This is a genomic window from Mycobacterium sp. (assembly GCF_050700595.1).
In the GTDB taxonomy this organism is placed as follows: domain Bacteria; phylum Actinomycetota; class Actinomycetes; order Mycobacteriales; family Mycobacteriaceae; genus Mycobacterium.
Genome location: NZ_JBOHHI010000051.1, coordinates 1 through 15,273, shown reverse-complemented (window position 1 = coordinate 15,273; position 15,273 = coordinate 1). Strand labels below are relative to the sequence as shown.

The window sequence follows — 15,273 nt, the reverse complement described above, 5'->3', positions numbered from 1 at the left end:
CAAATCGAAAAATTCTCGCCTCACCGACCTGGGAATCCAGTCACCCCTTGCCACAGCAACCTCCACAAATCATCGGCACGTTGCAACGACCATATGAACACGCCCGGCGTGTCGCCCGGGAACACGCACGCTCGCGCCAGATGCTCAGCCGACCACCGGAATGAGCAGCCGCGCACCGTGATCCGAGCCCCAATGCAGGGTGGCGCTGCCGCGTGCCGGACGTTCGTAGGCTGCCGGGAACTGGCCGGTGATCGGGTTGCGTGGCCATAACCACCGACCCGCGACGACCAGCCGGAGTTGCTCGCCGGCCCGAAACAGCGTCGCCGACGGACCGAGCGGGATATCGACCTGCACGATCTGGCCCGGCTGCAGCGGATGACGCGCGTCCAGCGCCGGCACCGGCTCGAAGCGCCGGGACGCGGTTTCGTCGAGTGCCCGCATCGACGCCTTCAGCCACCCGGAGGTGATGCGGTCGCGTCCGAACCCGTAGGAACCCTCGAACGGCACGTAGGTCTTCCCGCGCCACTTTTCGACGCCGACGAACAGATTCACGTCGTCGCAGCCGCGGGCTTCGACGAATAGCCGCAGCGCCATCGGACCGGATATTTCGGTGTCCGCCGGCAGCGTCCAACCGAAACGTGCTCCGCCGGAAGGGGTGTCGAAAGCGATGGCGCCTTCTCGCTCGGTGGGCGTCATGCGCAGGCCCGCGTCGCTGAGGTACAGCGGCGTCCAGGTCGCGGACGCAGGCGGCCAACTGGATTCGTCGCGGACCGCTGCGACACGGTCGCGGTCTTCACGCACCTCCAGGCGCACCCGCGGCGGCGCGGCCGCAGTGCCGCCGCGCAGGTGCCGGTCGAGGAATCCCAGCTGGGTGGCCAGGGCCGTCTCGGAATAGAACGTGGTCCACTTGCCGCCGCGATGGGTGTACAGGTGCCGGTCGGCCGAACGGATCTGCTCAAACCCGCGCACCGATCCGCGGCTGTGCAGGTTGTTGTCGGAGAAGCTGCCACAGATCAGTGCCGGCACCTCGATCTTGGACAGGTCGGGCACCAACGCCCGCCACCACTCGTCGCGCAGCGGCCGATTCGCATTCTCCTGGCCCACATCGTATGTCAGTCGGGCAGTCCGCACGCCGCGGCTCCACAGCCTGACGAAGCCGAGCTCGCGGATGCCGCCCGGGCGCATCAGGTCACGGTAGGCGTCGGTGAACCCCTCCCACGGGACAATCGCCTTGAGGTGCGGCGGCCGCAGCGCGGCCGCCTTCCACTGCGAAATCGCAAGGTAGGACACCCCGATCATGCCGACCGCGCCGGTGCTCCACGGTTGGCCGGCGGCCCATTCGACGACGTCGTAGACGTCCTCGCCTTCCTGATCGGACAGCAGCGAACCCACGCCGTCGGATCGGCCGGCGCCGCGCAGATCGCAATTGACCACCGCGAAGCCGTGGGCGGTCCACCACGCCGGATCCGGTGCCTCCCAACCGGTCAGAGAAGAAAACCGCAGCGGCGAAGGTTGCCGCAATACCCGGTACTGAAACGGCACCGAGAAACCCCGGCCCCGCTTTTCCCTGGGGGTGTTGTCCTTGCCGTAGGGGTGTGCGCACAACAGCACCGGAAACGGGCCGTCACCGGCCGGCAGAAAGACGTTGGTGCGCAGCACGGTCCCGTCACGGGTCGTCGCCGGCACGTCGCGACGCACCACTACAGCGCCAGGTGCCGGGACGTAAACCTCTACGGGACAACGCAACACGCTGCGCAGGCGCTGCAAGGCATAACGGGCCGAGCCGGGCCGCTTCCACGGCCGGTCGGGTGCCGCTGCGTCGGGTGAGGTCATGTGGTTTAGCTTTCCAGCTCAGGCGGCGACGGGTCGCCGTCGATGGTGTCCAGGGCGTGGGCGGCCAGGGCGCGGCCGACGGCGATCAACTCGGCCGCGCGGTGGAATTCTATGCTGCGGCAGGCCGATCGCGGCACCTCGATCAGCAGGTCGGGCGGATAAGCCGCAAGGGTATGGCGGGCCAATGCGGCCTGGGCGATGTCGATGGTGCGATTCATCACCTCGAAACGGCCGCCCAGCTTCGGTGCCTCGGCTGCCACCTCGTCATCGTCAACCGGGGACTCCACCTCTTCGGGCGCGATCCCGGGCTCCGGGATCGAGGCGCCCAACCGGCTCAGCACCGCCCGTGCGGCCGGCCGCTCCAGCAGCGACCGGGCGGTGCCGGCATCGAACAACGCCGAGGTGCCGCGCACCATGCGGTTCAGCCATTCCGTCGCGGGCCGGGATTCGGCCTCGCGCTCGGCTTCGGTCTCACCGCCGGACAGGCTCACCGCGATGGTCAGATCCGCGTTGACCGCGGCTATCGGCGCCATCGGCAATGGGTCGAGGATTCCGCCGTCGGCGAGCAGCCGCCCGTCGACCACGTGCGGCGCGATCACCCCGGGAATCGCGATCGACGCCCGGATGGCCTCGTCGACCGGGCCACGCTGCAGCCACACCGACTTTCCGGCGATCAGATCGGTCGCCACCGCGGTATACGGGACCGACAGCTCCTCGATGGCGACCGGGCCCAGAATCTCACGCACCGCGTCGAGGATCTTCTCAGCCCGCAGCACCCCGGCCGCGCTGATGGACGGGTCCAACAGCCGCAGCATGGCCCGCTGCGTCAGCGCCTTGGCCCAGTCGGCGAAGTCATCGAGCCGTCCGGCGGCCTGCAGGCCACCGACCAGGGCGCCCATCGACGAACCGGCGACCCCGACGATCAGGTAGCCGCGCTCGCGTAGCTCGTCGATCACCCCAATATGGGCGTAGCCCCGCGCGCCGCCGCTGCCGAGCGCCAACGCCACCCGGGGCGCCGGCGCACGAAGGGCGTCGGTGTAGGTCATCGGTCCATTTTGCCGCGCGTGATTCGAATTGCGTCTTGGCTGATTGACCGGCCTGTATACGCTCGTCGCGCATCGGTGAGCCGACCGTGCCCGGTCGTTGTGTGCGAGACTGCCTGCCGTGATGGAGCGCAGCAGGTTTTCGGAGTGTTGTCGGCCCTGACTGGCCGCCGATTCCCCATCCGCCCATCTGCTCTGGAGTTCTCCCATGGTCATCGCCAATCCCGTCGCGTCCCGCCCGTCGGCCACCTGGTCGGTCTCCACACCCACCCGGCTGCGCCCTCCCGACCTGTTGCACGCCACCGACCGTGCCGCCCAGGAGGTGCTCGCGGGGCACTACGACGACCTGCTGCCGCCCGACGGCGTGCCCGCCGACCAACGATGGTTCGCCCGCATCCACAGCGACGACGAACTCGATCTCTGGCTGATCAGTTGGGCGCCGGCTCGTGCCACCGAACTGCACGATCACTGCGGATCGCTCGGGGCGCTGACCGTGCTGTCGGGATCGCTGGACGAGTTCCGGTGGACCGGATCGGGCCTGCGGCGGCGCCGGCTTCACGCCGGTGACCAGGCCGCGTTTCCCTTGGGCTGGGTACATGATCTGGTTTGGGCTCCGCCGCCGACCCCTGCGGCTGTGTTGTCCGGGCCAACCGTCAGCGTGCATGCTTATTCGCCGCCATTGAGCGCAATGTCGTACTACGAGGTCACGGACCGAAACACCTTGCGCCGCCAGCGCACCGAGCTGACCGACGTGCCCGAAGCCTGAGCCCGGTGACGATGCAGTGGGGTCCACGCGCAGCTGGGGACGCGGAGCGTGATGAGGTGGGAGCACCCCCAGCCGCGCAGCGGCGAGGGGGCGAGGCGGGCAATCAGGCGATGAGCCGCATCGACGACGTGCTGGCTACGGCGCGCGGCCGGTTGCGCCGGGTGGCCGCCGACGAGGTGCCCGCCGCGCTGCGCCGCGGCGCGGTGCTCGTCGACATCCGGCCGCACGCCCAGCGCGCCGCCGAAGGCGAGGTGCCGGGGGCTCTGCTGATCGAACGCAACGTGCTGGAGTGGCGCTGCGACCCCACCAGCGACGCCCGGCTGCCGCATGCCGTCGGTGACGACGTCGAATGGGTCATCCTCTGCTCGGAGGGTTACACCTCCAGCCTGGCTGCGGCCGCCCTGCAGGATCTGGGCCTGCGCCGCGCCACCGACGTGGTCGGCGGCTACCACGCGCTGGCCGCCGCCGGCGTTTTGACCTAACGGTGGGTGAAGTTGGCGGGGCGTTTCTCGATGAACGCGGCCATTCCCTCGGACTGGTCGTCGGTCGCGAACGTCGAATGGAACAGCCGACGTTCGCAGAGCAGCCCTTCGGCCAAGGTGGATTCGAAGGCGCGGTTGACGGCCTCCTTGGCCATCCGCGTCGCCGACAGCGACATCTGCGCGATGGTGGTCGCGACGGCCCTGGCCTCGGACAGCAGGTCGTCGGCCGGGACGACCCGCGCCACCAGGCCGCTGCGCTCGGCCTCGGTGGCGTCGATGGTGCGACCGGTCAGGATCAGGTCCATCGCTTTGGCCTTGCCGATCGCACGGGTCAGCCGCTGCGAGCCGCCCATGCCGGGCAGCACGCCGAGCTTGATCTCCGGCTGGCCGAATTTCGCCGTGTCGGCGGCGATCAGCACATCGCACATCATCGCCAGCTCGCAACCGCCGCCCAGCGCGTGTCCGGCCACCGCGGCGATCGTCGGGGTGCGAACGGCCGCCAGCTTGGCCCACGTGGCGAAGTAGTCGGCTCCGAAGGCATCGGCGAACGACAACTGCGACATTTCCTTGATGTCCGCGCCCGCGGCGAACGCTTTCGCCGAACCGGTGATGATGATCGCGCCGATGCCCGCGTCGTTGTCGAATTCGGCTGCGGCACCGGTGACTTCGTTCATCATCTGGCTGTTCAGTGCGTTGAGCGCCTGCGGCCGGTTCAGCGTGATGGTGCCGACGCGGCCGTCGCGCTCGACCAAAATGGTCTCGTAGGTCATACCTTCTCCTCAAAAGTCAGGTCGGGCTCTGCGGGTGCGAAATACGCCTCCACGTCGGGCGCGGTGACTTCCGCCAGGCTCGCGGGCGACCACGTCGGATTGCGGTCCTTGTCGACTAGTTGGGCACGGATGCCCTCCACCAGGTCATGTGAGCGCAGCGACCCACACGACACTCGATACTCTTGCGTCAGAACATCTTCCAGCGTGGCCAGCTTGGCGGCGCGGCGGACCGACTCCAACGCCACCGACAGCGCGATGGGGGAGCGGGTCACGATCACGTCGGCCGCATCATTGGCCGGCTGGGCGCCGTGACTGCGCAGCGCCGCCACGATATCGGCAACGGTGAGACTGTCATAGCAGTCGTCGATCCAGCCTCGTTGCGCGACAAGACCGCTCGGTGGCGATTCGACCGCATGCTCGGCGAGCGCACGCTCGACGCCTTCGTCGATGATCGTCCGGCTGAACTGCTCGAGTTTGTCGTGGGGCACGTAGTGGTCGGCGAATCCCAGTGCGATCGCGTCGGCACCGGAAAACGGCGTGCCGGTCAGGGCAACCTGCAGACCCAGCGACCCGGGTGCCCGCGACAACAGATAGGTGCCGCCGACGTCGGGAATGAACCCGATGCCCACCTCGGGCATTGCCATTTTGGTGGTATCGGTGACCACCCGGATGTTGGCGTGCGAGCCGACGCCCACGCCGCCGCCCATCACGATGCCGTCCATCAGCGACACGTACGGCTTGCCGAACCGGCCGATTTGGGCGTTGAGCAGATACTCGTCGTACCAGAACCGCCGCGCGGCAACCCCGTCGGCGCGGGCGCTGTGGTAGATCGCCACCACGTCGCCGCCGGCGCACAGCCCGCGGTCCCCGGCCCCGGAAAGCACCACCGCACGCACCGCGTCGTCGCGTTCCCATTCGGTGAGCACCGCACTCAGCACATTGACCATGTTCTGGTTCAACGAGTTGATCGCCTTCGGGCGGTTGAGGGTCACAAAGCCGATGCCGTTGTCAACGCGGCTCAAGATCTCATCGGATTCGCCCGTCACGCGCGTGGTCTCCCCTCGTTGGATGCTGACCAGCAATTTAGATCGTTACCCGCACCGCGCTTCCCGCGGGTAAGGTTTACTTGAAGTCTTGAAGTAAGGTTTCTGCGCCGGGAACCCCGGCCGGACCACAGTTCGTTGAGCAGGTGTTCACAGCTTCACGTCACAGGAGAAGAGAGGATCCGACGGTGCGGGAGACTAGCAACCCGGTATTTCGCTCGCTGCCCAAGCAGCGGGGCGGATACGCGCAGTTCGGCACGGGCACGGCCGGCGCCGGGACCCAGTACGGGCATCAGACCGACCCCTATGCAGCCCCGTATGTCGATCAGCGGGCCGGTGTCGCCCGCCCGCTGACCATCGACGACGTCGTCACCAAGACCGGAATCACGCTGGCGGTGCTGTCGGCGGTCGCGGTCCTCTCCTACTTCCTGGTGGAGGGCAACCAGGCGCTGGCCGGCCCGTTCACCTTCGTCGGCGCGTTCGGTGGTCTGGCGTTGGTGCTGATCGCCATGTTCGGCCGCAAGCAGGACAGCCCGGCGATCGTGCTGACCTACGCCGCGCTGGAGGGCCTGTTCCTCGGCGCTTTCTCGTTCATGCTGACCAACCTCGTGGTGTCGTCCACCCACGCCAGCGTGCTGATCGGGCAGGCGATTCTGGGCACGCTCGGGGTGTTCGCGGGCATGCTGGTCGTCTACAAGACCGGCGCCATCCGGGTCACGCCGAAGTTCACCCGGATGGTCATTGCCGGCCTGTTCGGTGTGCTGGCCCTGATGATCGGAAATCTGGTGCTCGGAATGTTCGGCGTCGGCCACGGCGAGGGCCTGGGACTGCGCAGCGGCGGGCCGCTGGCGATCATCTTCTCGCTGGTCTGCATCGGTATTGCGGCGTTCACCTTCCTCATCGACTTCGACGCCGCCGACCAGATGATCCGCGCCGGGGCGCCGGAGAAGGCGGCGTGGGGCATCGCGCTGGGCCTGACCGTCACGCTGGTCTGGCTCTACATCGAGATTCTGCGCCTGCTCAGTTACCTGCAGAGCGACTAGCCGCGCGGGTTGACTCTGCGCTGACGGCGCAGTGTCGGTGGCCCCCGCCACGATGTCCGCATGGGGGCACTGGGGAAGCAGCCGTTCATTGGCTCTGAGGCACTTGCGGCAGGACTTATCAGCTGGCACGAGTTGGACAAGTACTACCAACGGATCATGCCGAACGTCTATGTGGAGAAACGGCTCCCGCCGTCGCTGCTGCAACGCACGTTGGCTGCCTGGCTCTGGTCGGGGCGCCAGGCAGTGATCGCCGGTCTGGCAGCCTCGGCGCTACACGGGGCGAAATGGGTCGATGACGACGCATTGATCGAATTGATCTGGTGCAACGCCAGGGGACCGAAGGGCGTCAGGACCCGCCATGAACTGCTGCTGGACGGCGAAACCCGAATGGTCGACGGTCTTTGCCTGACGACGCCGGAGCGCACCGCATTCGACATCGGCAGGCGTGGAACCATAAGCCGCGCCGTCGCCGGCCTTGATGCGCTTGCCGCCGCCACCGACTTCAAGGTGAGCGACGTCAAGGAACTGGCCGGCAACCATCGTCACACCCGCGGCCTGCGCCAATTGGAAGCGGCATTGGATCTCGTCGACGCAGGGGCCCAGTCGCCGAAGGAAACGTGGTTGCGGTTGTTGCTCATCCGTGCCGGCTTCCCCAAGCCTCGGACCCAGATTCCCGTGCCGGGTGTGGATGGCTTTCCCCGGTACTTCCTCGACATGGGCTGGGAAGACATCATGCTGGCCGTCGAATACGACGGTGATCATCATCGGACGAGCCGCCCGCACTACGTCAAGGACGTCGAACGGCTGGAGTACATATGCCGGATGGGCTGGACTCATATCAGGGTGCTGTCCGAACATCGCGGTCGCGACGTCATATACCGAGTCCAGCGGGCCTGGGACACGTTGACTCTGCGGTGACCAGCCGCCCCACTCGCAGTTTTGCCTGGTAGGCGCAGAGTCAACGCTTACGCGAGCCGCTCCAGGACCATCGCCATGCCCTGACCGCCGCCGACACACATGGTTTCCAGGCCGAACGTCTTGTCCTGGGTCTGCAGGTTGTTCAGCAGCGTGGCCGTGATCCGGGCGCCGGTCATCCCGAACGGGTGGCCGAGGGCAATCGCGCCGCCGGAGATGTTCAGCTTGTCCTCGTCGATGCCCAATTCGCGGGCGGAAGCCAGCACCTGCACCGCGAACGCCTCGTTGATCTCGACCAGGTCGATGTCGCCGATCGACATGCCGGCGTTGACCAGCGCTTTCTTGGTGGCTTCGATCGGGCCCAGGCCCATGATCTCCGGGGACAGCCCGCTCACCCCGGTGGCCACGATGCGCGCCAGCGGGGTCAGGCCGAGCTGCTTGGCCTTGGTGTCGCTGGTGATCACCACCGCGGCAGCGCCGTCGTTGAGCGGGCAGGCGTTGCCGGCGGTCACGGTGCCGTTGGGCCGAAACACCGGCTTGAGCTGGCTGACCTTCTCATACGTCGTACCCGGCCGCGGGCCGTCGTCGACGCTGACGGTGCTGCCGTCGGGCAGGGTGACCGGCGTGATCTCGCGCTCGAAGAAACCGCTTTTGATCGCATCCTCGGCGCGGTTCTGGCTGCGCACTCCCCAGTGGTCCTGGTCTTCGCGGCTGATCCCGGTCAGCAACACGACATTCTCGGCAGTCTGGCCCATCGCGATGTAGACGTCGGGCAGCGCGCCGTCGGCGCGCGGATCGTGCCATTCATCGGCGCCGGCCGCGGCCGCCTCCGAGCGTTCCTGGGCATCGGCGAACAGCGGGTTCTTGGTGTCCGGCCAGGAGTCCGCGCTGCCCTTGCCGAACCGCGACACCGTCTCCACGCCGGCCGAGATGAACGCGTCGCCCTCGCCGGCCTTGATCGCGTGAAATGCCATCCGGGTGGTCTGCAGTGACGACGAGCAGTACCGGGTGACGGTAGTGCCCGGCAGGAAGTCATAGCCGAGTTCGACGGCGACCACGCGCGCGATATTGAACCCGGATTCGCCGCCCGGCAGGCCGCATCCCATCATCAGGTCGTCGATCTGGTGCGGATTCAGCGCGGGCACTTTGTCCAGCGCGGCGCGCACGATCTGAGTAGCCAGGTCGTCGGGCCGTATGCTGACCAACGATCCCTTGGCGGCGCGGCCGATCGGTGAGCGGGTAGTTGAGACGATGACAGCTTCCGGCACGGTCGGCTCCTTCAGGTATGGGCTAACCCGAATCTAGCCGCTATCAGTCCGCCGGCACGACGATGGGTGCCGGCACCCCGGTGGTGTGCCGTCGCAGCAGTCTCGACACGATGACCCGGCGGCGGTGCGGGGCGGTGTCGATCGCCTCCGTGACCGACGGCAACGCGGGCGTCAGGTCGCCGCTGGATTCACCCAGCGCGTCGCACAACGCGGGCAGCAGCTGATCGGCCAGCAGCGCGTACCCAGCCGCCGACGGGTGGTACTGGTCCTCGGACAGCAACAGCGCCGGCGACTGCAGAAAGTTCGACGCCAGCAGGTCGGCCAGCGCTACCGGTATACCGCCGGCCGCCCGGACGGCGACCGCCTGGGCGCGGGCCAGCCGCAGGCCACGGGCGTGTGTCGCCCAGCGCAGCGGCTGGGGGATCGCGGTGATGACCCCGAAGTCGGGGCAGGTGGCGACCGCGACCGCGGCGCCGCCGGCACACAGCCGCCGTACCGCTGCGCCGAGCCGCCGCGCCGACGGCCGGATGCCGTTGAGCGCGGTGATGTCGTTGGCGCCGATCATGATCACCGCCGCATCCGGTGGCGGTCCGGCCACGAACATTGCGTCGACCTGTCCGGACAGCCCCTTGGACGTGGCCCCGACGATCGCCTTGGTGCTCAACCTGACGTGTTTGCTGCTCCGCTCGGCGAGTCCCCGGGCGAGCAGCACACCGGGCACGTCGTCGGCGCTGCGACAGCCGTACCCGGTGGCGGTCGAGTCGCCGAAGACCATCAGGTGCAGATCGACGGGCATTCCGCGCTGCCACCGCTGCACGGGCCCACCGGCCGGGGTGTACACACCGTCGGCTCGCGGCGGAACATTCCAGGCCTTAGGAATGATTCTGCGGGCACGTTCGGCCTGACCGATCAATAGGTTGCGCGCGCCCACGTAGGCCGTGCCCGTCGACGCCAGCGCACCCACAGCGGCCAGCGCAATCGTCGAACGCCGCGGCGCGTGAAGCTCCACATGGTCAGTTTAGGTCGGCTGCGGCCGACGATCCGGCGGTGGAGACGCGATCGAGGTAACAGTGTGGATCAAATGTGATATCGAATACGACTCTTTGATTGTTGAAGTGTTAACGGGTGTCAAGCTAGGTTTGCGAGGTTAGCTGAGCACCGATTCGGGTATGCCTCTAGAGGCAAGAGCTGAACCACATGCTCTGCTACTTCGTCGACTGACTACACGGCGTAGGAGTTGAGCATGACCGCAGCGACAAGAGTATCCGCCAATCCACGTAATCATCTCGGCGCCCGTGACACGCTCCGGGCGCGCCGATTCCCGATCAGCGACGGGGTACCCGTCGAGGTCACCGAGAGTGGTCCCAGCATGGCCGCCCGGCTGGTGGAGCTGGCAACGCATTTGACGGTCCGACCCACGTTGGCCGTGTTCAGCCATGTCCCGCGCGTGCCCTGGCCGTTCGGCCTCATCGACTTTGCATCACGCATATTGTTGCCGGCTCCGGGCACCGTCCGCGCCACCGTGGGCCTGCCCAACGCGACCGCACAGCTGGTGCGTGCCCCCGGGGTGCTGCCGGCGGACGGGAACCGGCGAGTGGTGCTGTACCTGCACGGCGGCGCGTTCCTGACCTGCGGGGCCAACTCGCACAGCAGGATCGTCAATGCCCTGTCGCGGTACGCCGACTCCCCGGTCCTGGTGGTCAACTACCGGCTGATCCCCAAGCATTCGGTCGACATGGCCCTCGATGACTGCTACGACGCCTACCGTTGGCTGCGGTTGCGCGGCTATGACCCGGACCAGATCGTGCTCGCCGGCGACTCCGCGGGCGGCTACCTGGCGTTGGCGCTGGCCCAGCGGTTGCAGCAGGAGAACGAGGAACCGGCGGCGATGGTGGCGATCTCGCCGTTGATGCAGCTTGCCAAGGGACCCAAACAGTCGCATCCCAACATCAAGACAGACGCGATGTTCCCGGCCAAGGCATTCGACGCCCTGGTTGCGCTGGTCGCCAGCGCCGCCTCCAAACACGACGGCAAGCCGGCAGAGCTCTATGAGCCGCTCGACCACATCGAACCCGGCCTGCCCCGGACGTTGATCCACGTATCCGGCTCCGAGGTGTTGCTGCACGATGCGCAGTTAGCAGCCGGAAAGCTGGCAGCCGCCGGTGTTCCGGCCGAGGTTCGGGTCTGGCCCGGCCAGATTCACGACTTCCAGCTCGCCGCGCCGGTGGTCCCGGAGGCGACGCGCTCACTGCGCCAGATCGGCGAGTACATCCGGGAGGCCACCGGGTGAGCAAGGCTCCGGTACCTGAGACTATGAAGGTATGCGGATCGCCCGGCACATCAGTGAACTCATCGGCAATACCCCACTGGTTCAGCTGAACTCGGTCGTTCCCCAAGGGGCCGGGCAGGTCATCGCCAAGGTCGAATACCTCAATCCCGGGTTGAGCAGCAAGGACCGCATCGCGGCGAAGATGATCGACGCCGCCGAAGCGGGCGGGCAGCTGAAGCCGGGCGGCACGATCGTCGAACCCACTTCGGGCAACACCGGCGTCGGGTTGGCGCTGGTCGCGCAGCGCCGCGGCTACAAGTGTGTGTTCGTCTGCCCGGACAAGGTCAGCGAGGACAAGCAGAACGTGCTGCGTGCCTACGGCGCCGACGTGGTGGTGTGCCCGACGGCGCTGCCGCCCGACCATCCGAACAGCTACTACAGCGTGTCCGACCGGCTGGTCACCGAGATCGAGGGCGCCTGGAAGCCCGACCAGTACTCCAACCCCGAGGGCCCGGCCAGCCACTACGAGACCACCGGCCCGGAAATCTGGGCCGACACCGACGGGCAGGTCACCCACTTCGTCGCCGGTATCGGCACCGGCGGCACAATCACCGGCGCCGGCCGCTATCTCAAAGATGTCTCCGCCGGCCGCCCACAAGGGCCGGTACGGGTGATCGGCGCTGACCCGGAAGGCTCGGTGTACTCGGGCGGGACCGGCCGCCCGTACCTGGTCGAGGGGGTCGGCGAGGATTTCTGGCCGGCGGCCTACGACCCCAGCGTGCCCGACGAGGTCATCGCGGTTTCCGACTCCGATTCGTTCAACATGACCAGGCGGCTGGCTCGCGAAGAGGCGATGCTGGTCGGCGGGTCCTGCGGGATGGCGGTGGTGGCCGCGCTGAAGGTGGCCGAGCACGCCGGACCCGACGCGCTGATCGTCGTGCTGCTGCCCGACGGCGGTCGCGGCTACCTGTCGAAGATCTTCAACGATGCCTGGATGTCGTCGTACGGATTCCTGCGCACCCGGCTGGACGGCACCATCGAAGAGCCCACGGTCGGTGATGTGCTGCGCCGAAAGTCCGGTGCGCTGCCCGACCTGGTGCACACCCACCCGTCGGAGACCGTGCGTGATGCCATCGGCATCCTGCGTGAGTACGGGGTCTCCCAGATGCCTGTTGTCGGTGCCGAACCGCCGGTGATGGCCGGCGAGGTCGCCGGCAGCGTGTCGGAACGCGAATTGCTGTCTGCGGTCTTCGAGGGCCGCGCGAAGCTCGCCGACGCCGTCGCACTGCATATGAGCCCCGCGTTGCCGATGATCGGGGCGGGCGAGTTGATCGGTGCGCTCGGCAAGGCGCTGCGGGACTGGGACGCGGTGATGGTTGTGGAGGAGGGCAAGCCGGTCGGGGTCATCACCCGGTACGACTTGCTGGGGTTCCTCTCCGAGGGGCCGCGGCGCCGGTAAATTCGCCGCTACGATCCGGATATTGCGCTTTGTCGGCGGGTGGACTCGGGTAGCGTACTGCAGCGCTGCATTCAGCTAACTCAGCCCTAGCGAGGAAGTCGCCGATGACCGAACAACCGCCTGGCCCACCGTCGGGAAACTATCCGCCGCCGCCTCCCGGTGGGTATCCGCCGCCGCCTCCCGGTGGGTATCCGCCGCCCCCTCCGCCGCAGGGCGGCGGCTATCCGCCACAGGGACCGCCCGGCTATCCGCCACAGGGACCGCCCGGCTATCCGCCCCAGGGACCGCCCGGCTATGCGACGCAACCCGACACCTACCTCGTCTGGGCCATCCTGACGACCCTGTTCTGCTGCCTGCCGCTGGGCATCGTGTCGATCGTGAAAGCGAGCCAGGTGTCCGGTTTGTGGGGACAGGGCAGGTACGCCGAAGCGCACAAGGCGTCCGAGGACGCCAAGAAGTGGGCGATTTGGTCGGCGATCGTCGGCGCCATCGTCATTCTGATCGTGATCGTCCTCAACATCGCGGGAATGTCAGCGCCGGAATCTTGATCGAATTGACGGCGCGCCGGACCGCGCCAATCTCGCTGCGTCTTGGCGCCCCAGTCGGGGTTGCCGTTGCCGCGGTGTTGGGCTGCGCGGTGGTGTGGTGGGCCGAGCCGACCACACCGGGTGGGCCACTTCCGGTGTGCCCGACCAAGCTGCTACTCGGCTTGGACTGTCCCGGCTGCGGCAGTCTGCGAATGTTGTACTCGGTTATGCACGGCGACCTGTTGGCCGCCGCGAAGTTCAACGCGCTGGGACTGGCGGCGCTGGTGTTGCTGGTGTGGGCGTATGCGGCGTGGGTGTACGGACGGGTGGCCGGCCGGTCGGTCTGGAGTTGGCAGCGTTATCGCTGGGCAGCACCGCTGACGCTGCTGCTGGTGTCGGCATGGTTGGTGGTGCGCAACCTGCCGTTCGGGCCGTTCACCGCGCTGCGGGTGTGACGGCCGCGCCTCGCTAGGCTGTTCGTTGATGAGCGAACAGCGCGCCGCCGGCCTTGCAACTAAGGCCATTCACGCGGGCTATCACACCGACCCGTCGACCGGCGCGGTCAATCCGCCGATCTATACGGCCAGCACGTTCGCCCAGGACGGCGTCGGAAAGCTGCGCGCCGGGTTCGAATACGCCCGTAGCGACAACCCGACTCGCGCCGCGCTGGAAGCCTCACTGGCCGCCGTCGAAGAGGCCAGGTTCGGCCGCGCGTTCAGCTCCGGCATGGCGGCCGGCGACTGTGCCCTGCGGGCGGTGCTGCGCCCCGGCGATCATGTGGTCATCCCGGACGACGCCTACGGCGGCACATTCCGCTTGATCGACAAGGTGTTCACCCATTGGGGGGTCGCGTACACGCCGGTCGCGCTGTCGGATCTCGATGCTGTCCGCGTCGCGATCACCCCGCAGACCCGGCTGATCTGGGTGGAAACACCGACGAACCCGCTGCTGTCTATCGCCGACATCGCCGCGATCGCCGGGCTGGCGGCCGAACAGGAGGCAAAGGTGTTGGTGGACAACACCTTTGCCTCACCCGCATTGCAGCAACCGTTGACGCTGGGCGCCGACATCGTGCTGCACTCGACCACCAAGTACATCGGCGGTCACTCCGACGTGGTCGGCGGTGCGCTGCTCACCAACGACGAGGAGCTGGACGCCGCGTTCGGCTTCCTGCAGAACGGGGCCGGGGCGGTGCCCGGGCCGTTCGACGCCTACCTGGCCATCCGCGGGCTGAAGACGCTGGTGCTGCGGATGCAACGGCACGGCGAGAACGCCGCTGCGGTCGCGGAATTCCTTGCCGGGCATCCGTCGATCGGCACCGTGCTGTATCCGGGGCTGCCCAGTCATCCCGGCCATGACGTGGCCGTGCGGCAGATGCGCGGGTTCGGCGGGATGGTGTCGGTGCGGATGCGCGGCGGACGGCCGGCAGCCGAAAGCCTGTGCGCCAACACCGAAGTATTCATCCTGGCCGAGTCGCTGGGCGGGGTGGAGTCGCTGATCGAGTACCCGGCCGCGATGACCCACGCGTCGACGGCCGGCTCGCAATTAGAGGTGCCCGACGATCTCGTGCGGCTCTCGGTGGGCATCGAAGACATCGACGATCTGCTCGCCGACCTCGACCAGGCACTGCGGCAGTAGCGCGAGCAGACGCAAAAGCCCCTCAAAACCGCCGGTTTTGGGGGCTTTTGCGTCTGCTCACCCAGAAAGTGTCGCCACTAGGAGTGGTACGGCTCCGCGCTGACCAACGTCACCTCGACGCTGTTGCCGTTGGGCACCGTGTAGCTGCGGGTTTCGCCGACCTTCGCGTCGAGCAGCGCGCCACCCAGCGGCGAATTCGGCGAGTACACCTCGAGCT

Annotated in this window: 16 protein-coding genes; 9 read left to right on the top strand and 7 right to left on the bottom strand. The window is 67.6% G+C overall.

Annotated features, from left to right (window positions below):
* Positions 1 to 144 precede the first annotated feature (144 nt).
* Both ACRDTL_RS04765 and ACRDTL_RS04760 read right to left on the bottom strand, forming a co-directional pair.
* A complete protein-coding gene (locus ACRDTL_RS04765; protein WP_431505569.1) occupies positions 145 to 1,833 on the bottom strand; it encodes a CocE/NonD family hydrolase in 1,689 nt (562 codons plus the stop codon).
* A 5-nt stretch (positions 1,834 to 1,838) separates the two neighbouring features.
* Positions 1,839 to 2,879, bottom strand: coding sequence for a patatin-like phospholipase family protein (locus tag ACRDTL_RS04760; RefSeq protein ID WP_431505568.1), 1,041 nt, complete (start codon positions 2,877 to 2,879; stop codon positions 1,839 to 1,841).
* Positions 2,880 to 3,084: 205 nt separating this feature from the next.
* Between ACRDTL_RS04760 and ACRDTL_RS04755 the strand changes: the two genes are divergently transcribed.
* Together ACRDTL_RS04755 and ACRDTL_RS04750 are read left to right on the top strand one after the other, a co-directional pair.
* Positions 3,085 to 3,642 carry a cysteine dioxygenase gene (locus tag ACRDTL_RS04755; RefSeq protein WP_431505567.1) on the top strand — a complete coding sequence of 186 codons (558 nt, stop codon included), beginning with the start codon at positions 3,085 to 3,087 and terminating at the stop codon, positions 3,640 to 3,642.
* Positions 3,643 to 3,752: 110 nt separating this feature from the next.
* Positions 3,753 to 4,124, top strand: coding sequence for a rhodanese-like domain-containing protein (locus ACRDTL_RS04750; protein WP_431505572.1), 372 nt, complete (start codon positions 3,753 to 3,755; stop codon positions 4,122 to 4,124).
* On the opposite strand, the gene ACRDTL_RS04745 is transcribed toward ACRDTL_RS04750, so the two are convergent.
* Positions 4,121 to 4,894, bottom strand: coding sequence for an enoyl-CoA hydratase (locus tag ACRDTL_RS04745; protein WP_431505566.1), 774 nt, complete (start codon positions 4,892 to 4,894; stop codon positions 4,121 to 4,123). The two genes, ACRDTL_RS04750 and ACRDTL_RS04745, sit on opposite strands and share 4 nt — an antisense overlap.
* Entirely contained in the window at positions 4,891 to 5,940 is a 1,050-nt protein-coding gene (locus tag ACRDTL_RS04740) for an enoyl-CoA hydratase/isomerase family protein (RefSeq protein ID WP_431505565.1), read from the bottom strand. Before ACRDTL_RS04740 ends, ACRDTL_RS04745 begins: the two co-directional genes overlap by 4 nt.
* A gap of 185 nt (positions 5,941 to 6,125) precedes the next feature.
* On the opposite strand from ACRDTL_RS04740, the gene ACRDTL_RS04735 reads away from it, so the two are divergent.
* Positions 6,126 to 6,980 (top strand): Bax inhibitor-1/YccA family protein, encoded by an 855-nt coding sequence (locus ACRDTL_RS04735; RefSeq protein WP_431505564.1) that lies wholly within the window; start codon positions 6,126 to 6,128, stop codon positions 6,978 to 6,980.
* 60 nt (positions 6,981 to 7,040) lie between these two features.
* A complete protein-coding gene (locus ACRDTL_RS04730; protein ID WP_431505563.1) occupies positions 7,041 to 7,898 on the top strand; it encodes a hypothetical protein in 858 nt (285 codons plus the stop codon).
* Positions 7,899 to 7,945: 47 nt separating this feature from the next.
* Here the strand turns inward: ACRDTL_RS04730 and ACRDTL_RS04725 are convergent, their stop codons facing one another.
* Both ACRDTL_RS04725 and ACRDTL_RS04720 read right to left on the bottom strand, forming a co-directional pair.
* Positions 7,946 to 9,163, bottom strand: coding sequence for an acetyl-CoA C-acetyltransferase (locus tag ACRDTL_RS04725; protein ID WP_431505562.1), 1,218 nt, complete (start codon positions 9,161 to 9,163; stop codon positions 7,946 to 7,948).
* Between the two features lie 43 nt (positions 9,164 to 9,206).
* Entirely contained in the window at positions 9,207 to 10,172 is a 966-nt protein-coding gene (locus tag ACRDTL_RS04720; protein WP_431505561.1) for an SGNH/GDSL hydrolase family protein, read from the bottom strand.
* 234 nt (positions 10,173 to 10,406) lie between these two features.
* Between ACRDTL_RS04720 and ACRDTL_RS04715 the strand changes: the two genes are divergently transcribed.
* The 5 genes from ACRDTL_RS04715 to ACRDTL_RS04695 all read left to right on the top strand — a co-directional run bounded on the left by ACRDTL_RS04715 (position 10,407) and on the right by ACRDTL_RS04695 (position 15,056).
* Complete coding sequence (locus ACRDTL_RS04715) at positions 10,407 to 11,453, top strand: alpha/beta hydrolase fold domain-containing protein (RefSeq protein WP_431505560.1); 1,047 nt, start codon at positions 10,407 to 10,409, stop codon at positions 11,451 to 11,453.
* 31 nt (positions 11,454 to 11,484) lie between these two features.
* Positions 11,485 to 12,891 (top strand): cystathionine beta-synthase, encoded by a 1,407-nt coding sequence (locus ACRDTL_RS04710; protein ID WP_431505559.1) that lies wholly within the window; start codon positions 11,485 to 11,487, stop codon positions 12,889 to 12,891.
* A gap of 104 nt (positions 12,892 to 12,995) precedes the next feature.
* Positions 12,996 to 13,439 (top strand): CD225/dispanin family protein, encoded by a 444-nt coding sequence (locus tag ACRDTL_RS04705; protein ID WP_431505558.1) that lies wholly within the window; start codon positions 12,996 to 12,998, stop codon positions 13,437 to 13,439.
* A 5-nt stretch (positions 13,440 to 13,444) separates the two neighbouring features.
* The gene (locus ACRDTL_RS04700; RefSeq protein ID WP_431505571.1) at positions 13,445 to 13,873 is read left to right on the top strand and encodes a DUF2752 domain-containing protein; all 429 of its coding nucleotides are present in this window, start codon (positions 13,445 to 13,447) and stop codon (positions 13,871 to 13,873) included.
* A 28-nt stretch (positions 13,874 to 13,901) separates the two neighbouring features.
* Complete coding sequence (locus ACRDTL_RS04695) at positions 13,902 to 15,056, top strand: cystathionine gamma-synthase (protein ID WP_431505557.1); 1,155 nt, start codon at positions 13,902 to 13,904, stop codon at positions 15,054 to 15,056.
* A 77-nt stretch (positions 15,057 to 15,133) separates the two neighbouring features.
* Here the strand turns inward: ACRDTL_RS04695 and ACRDTL_RS04690 are convergent.
* A partial coding sequence (locus tag ACRDTL_RS04690) for a GreA/GreB family elongation factor (protein ID WP_431505570.1) occupies positions 15,134 to 15,273 on the bottom strand: 140 nt, incomplete at its 5' end.

What these genes read in the sequence shown, in the direction of transcription:
- ACRDTL_RS04765 (WP_431505569.1), bottom strand. Translation starts at nt 1,833, where the DNA reads ATGACCTCACCCGACGCAGCGGCACCCGACCGGCCGTGGAAGCGGCCC.
- ACRDTL_RS04760 (WP_431505568.1), bottom strand. Translation starts at nt 2,879, where the DNA reads ATGACCTACACCGACGCCCTTCGTGCGCCGGCGCCCCGGGTGGCGTTG.
- ACRDTL_RS04755 (WP_431505567.1), top strand. Translation starts at nt 3,085, where the DNA reads ATGGTCATCGCCAATCCCGTCGCGTCCCGCCCGTCGGCCACCTGGTCG.
- ACRDTL_RS04750 (WP_431505572.1), top strand. Translation starts at nt 3,753, where the DNA reads ATGAGCCGCATCGACGACGTGCTGGCTACGGCGCGCGGCCGGTTGCGC.
- ACRDTL_RS04745 (WP_431505566.1), bottom strand. Translation starts at nt 4,894, where the DNA reads ATGACCTACGAGACCATTTTGGTCGAGCGCGACGGCCGCGTCGGCACC.
- ACRDTL_RS04730 (WP_431505563.1), top strand. Translation starts at nt 7,041, where the DNA reads ATGGGGGCACTGGGGAAGCAGCCGTTCATTGGCTCTGAGGCACTTGCG.
- ACRDTL_RS04715 (WP_431505560.1), top strand. Translation starts at nt 10,407, where the DNA reads ATGACCGCAGCGACAAGAGTATCCGCCAATCCACGTAATCATCTCGGC.
- ACRDTL_RS04710 (WP_431505559.1), top strand. Translation starts at nt 11,485, where the DNA reads ATGCGGATCGCCCGGCACATCAGTGAACTCATCGGCAATACCCCACTG.
- ACRDTL_RS04705 (WP_431505558.1), top strand. Translation starts at nt 12,996, where the DNA reads ATGACCGAACAACCGCCTGGCCCACCGTCGGGAAACTATCCGCCGCCG.
- ACRDTL_RS04695 (WP_431505557.1), top strand. Translation starts at nt 13,902, where the DNA reads ATGAGCGAACAGCGCGCCGCCGGCCTTGCAACTAAGGCCATTCACGCG.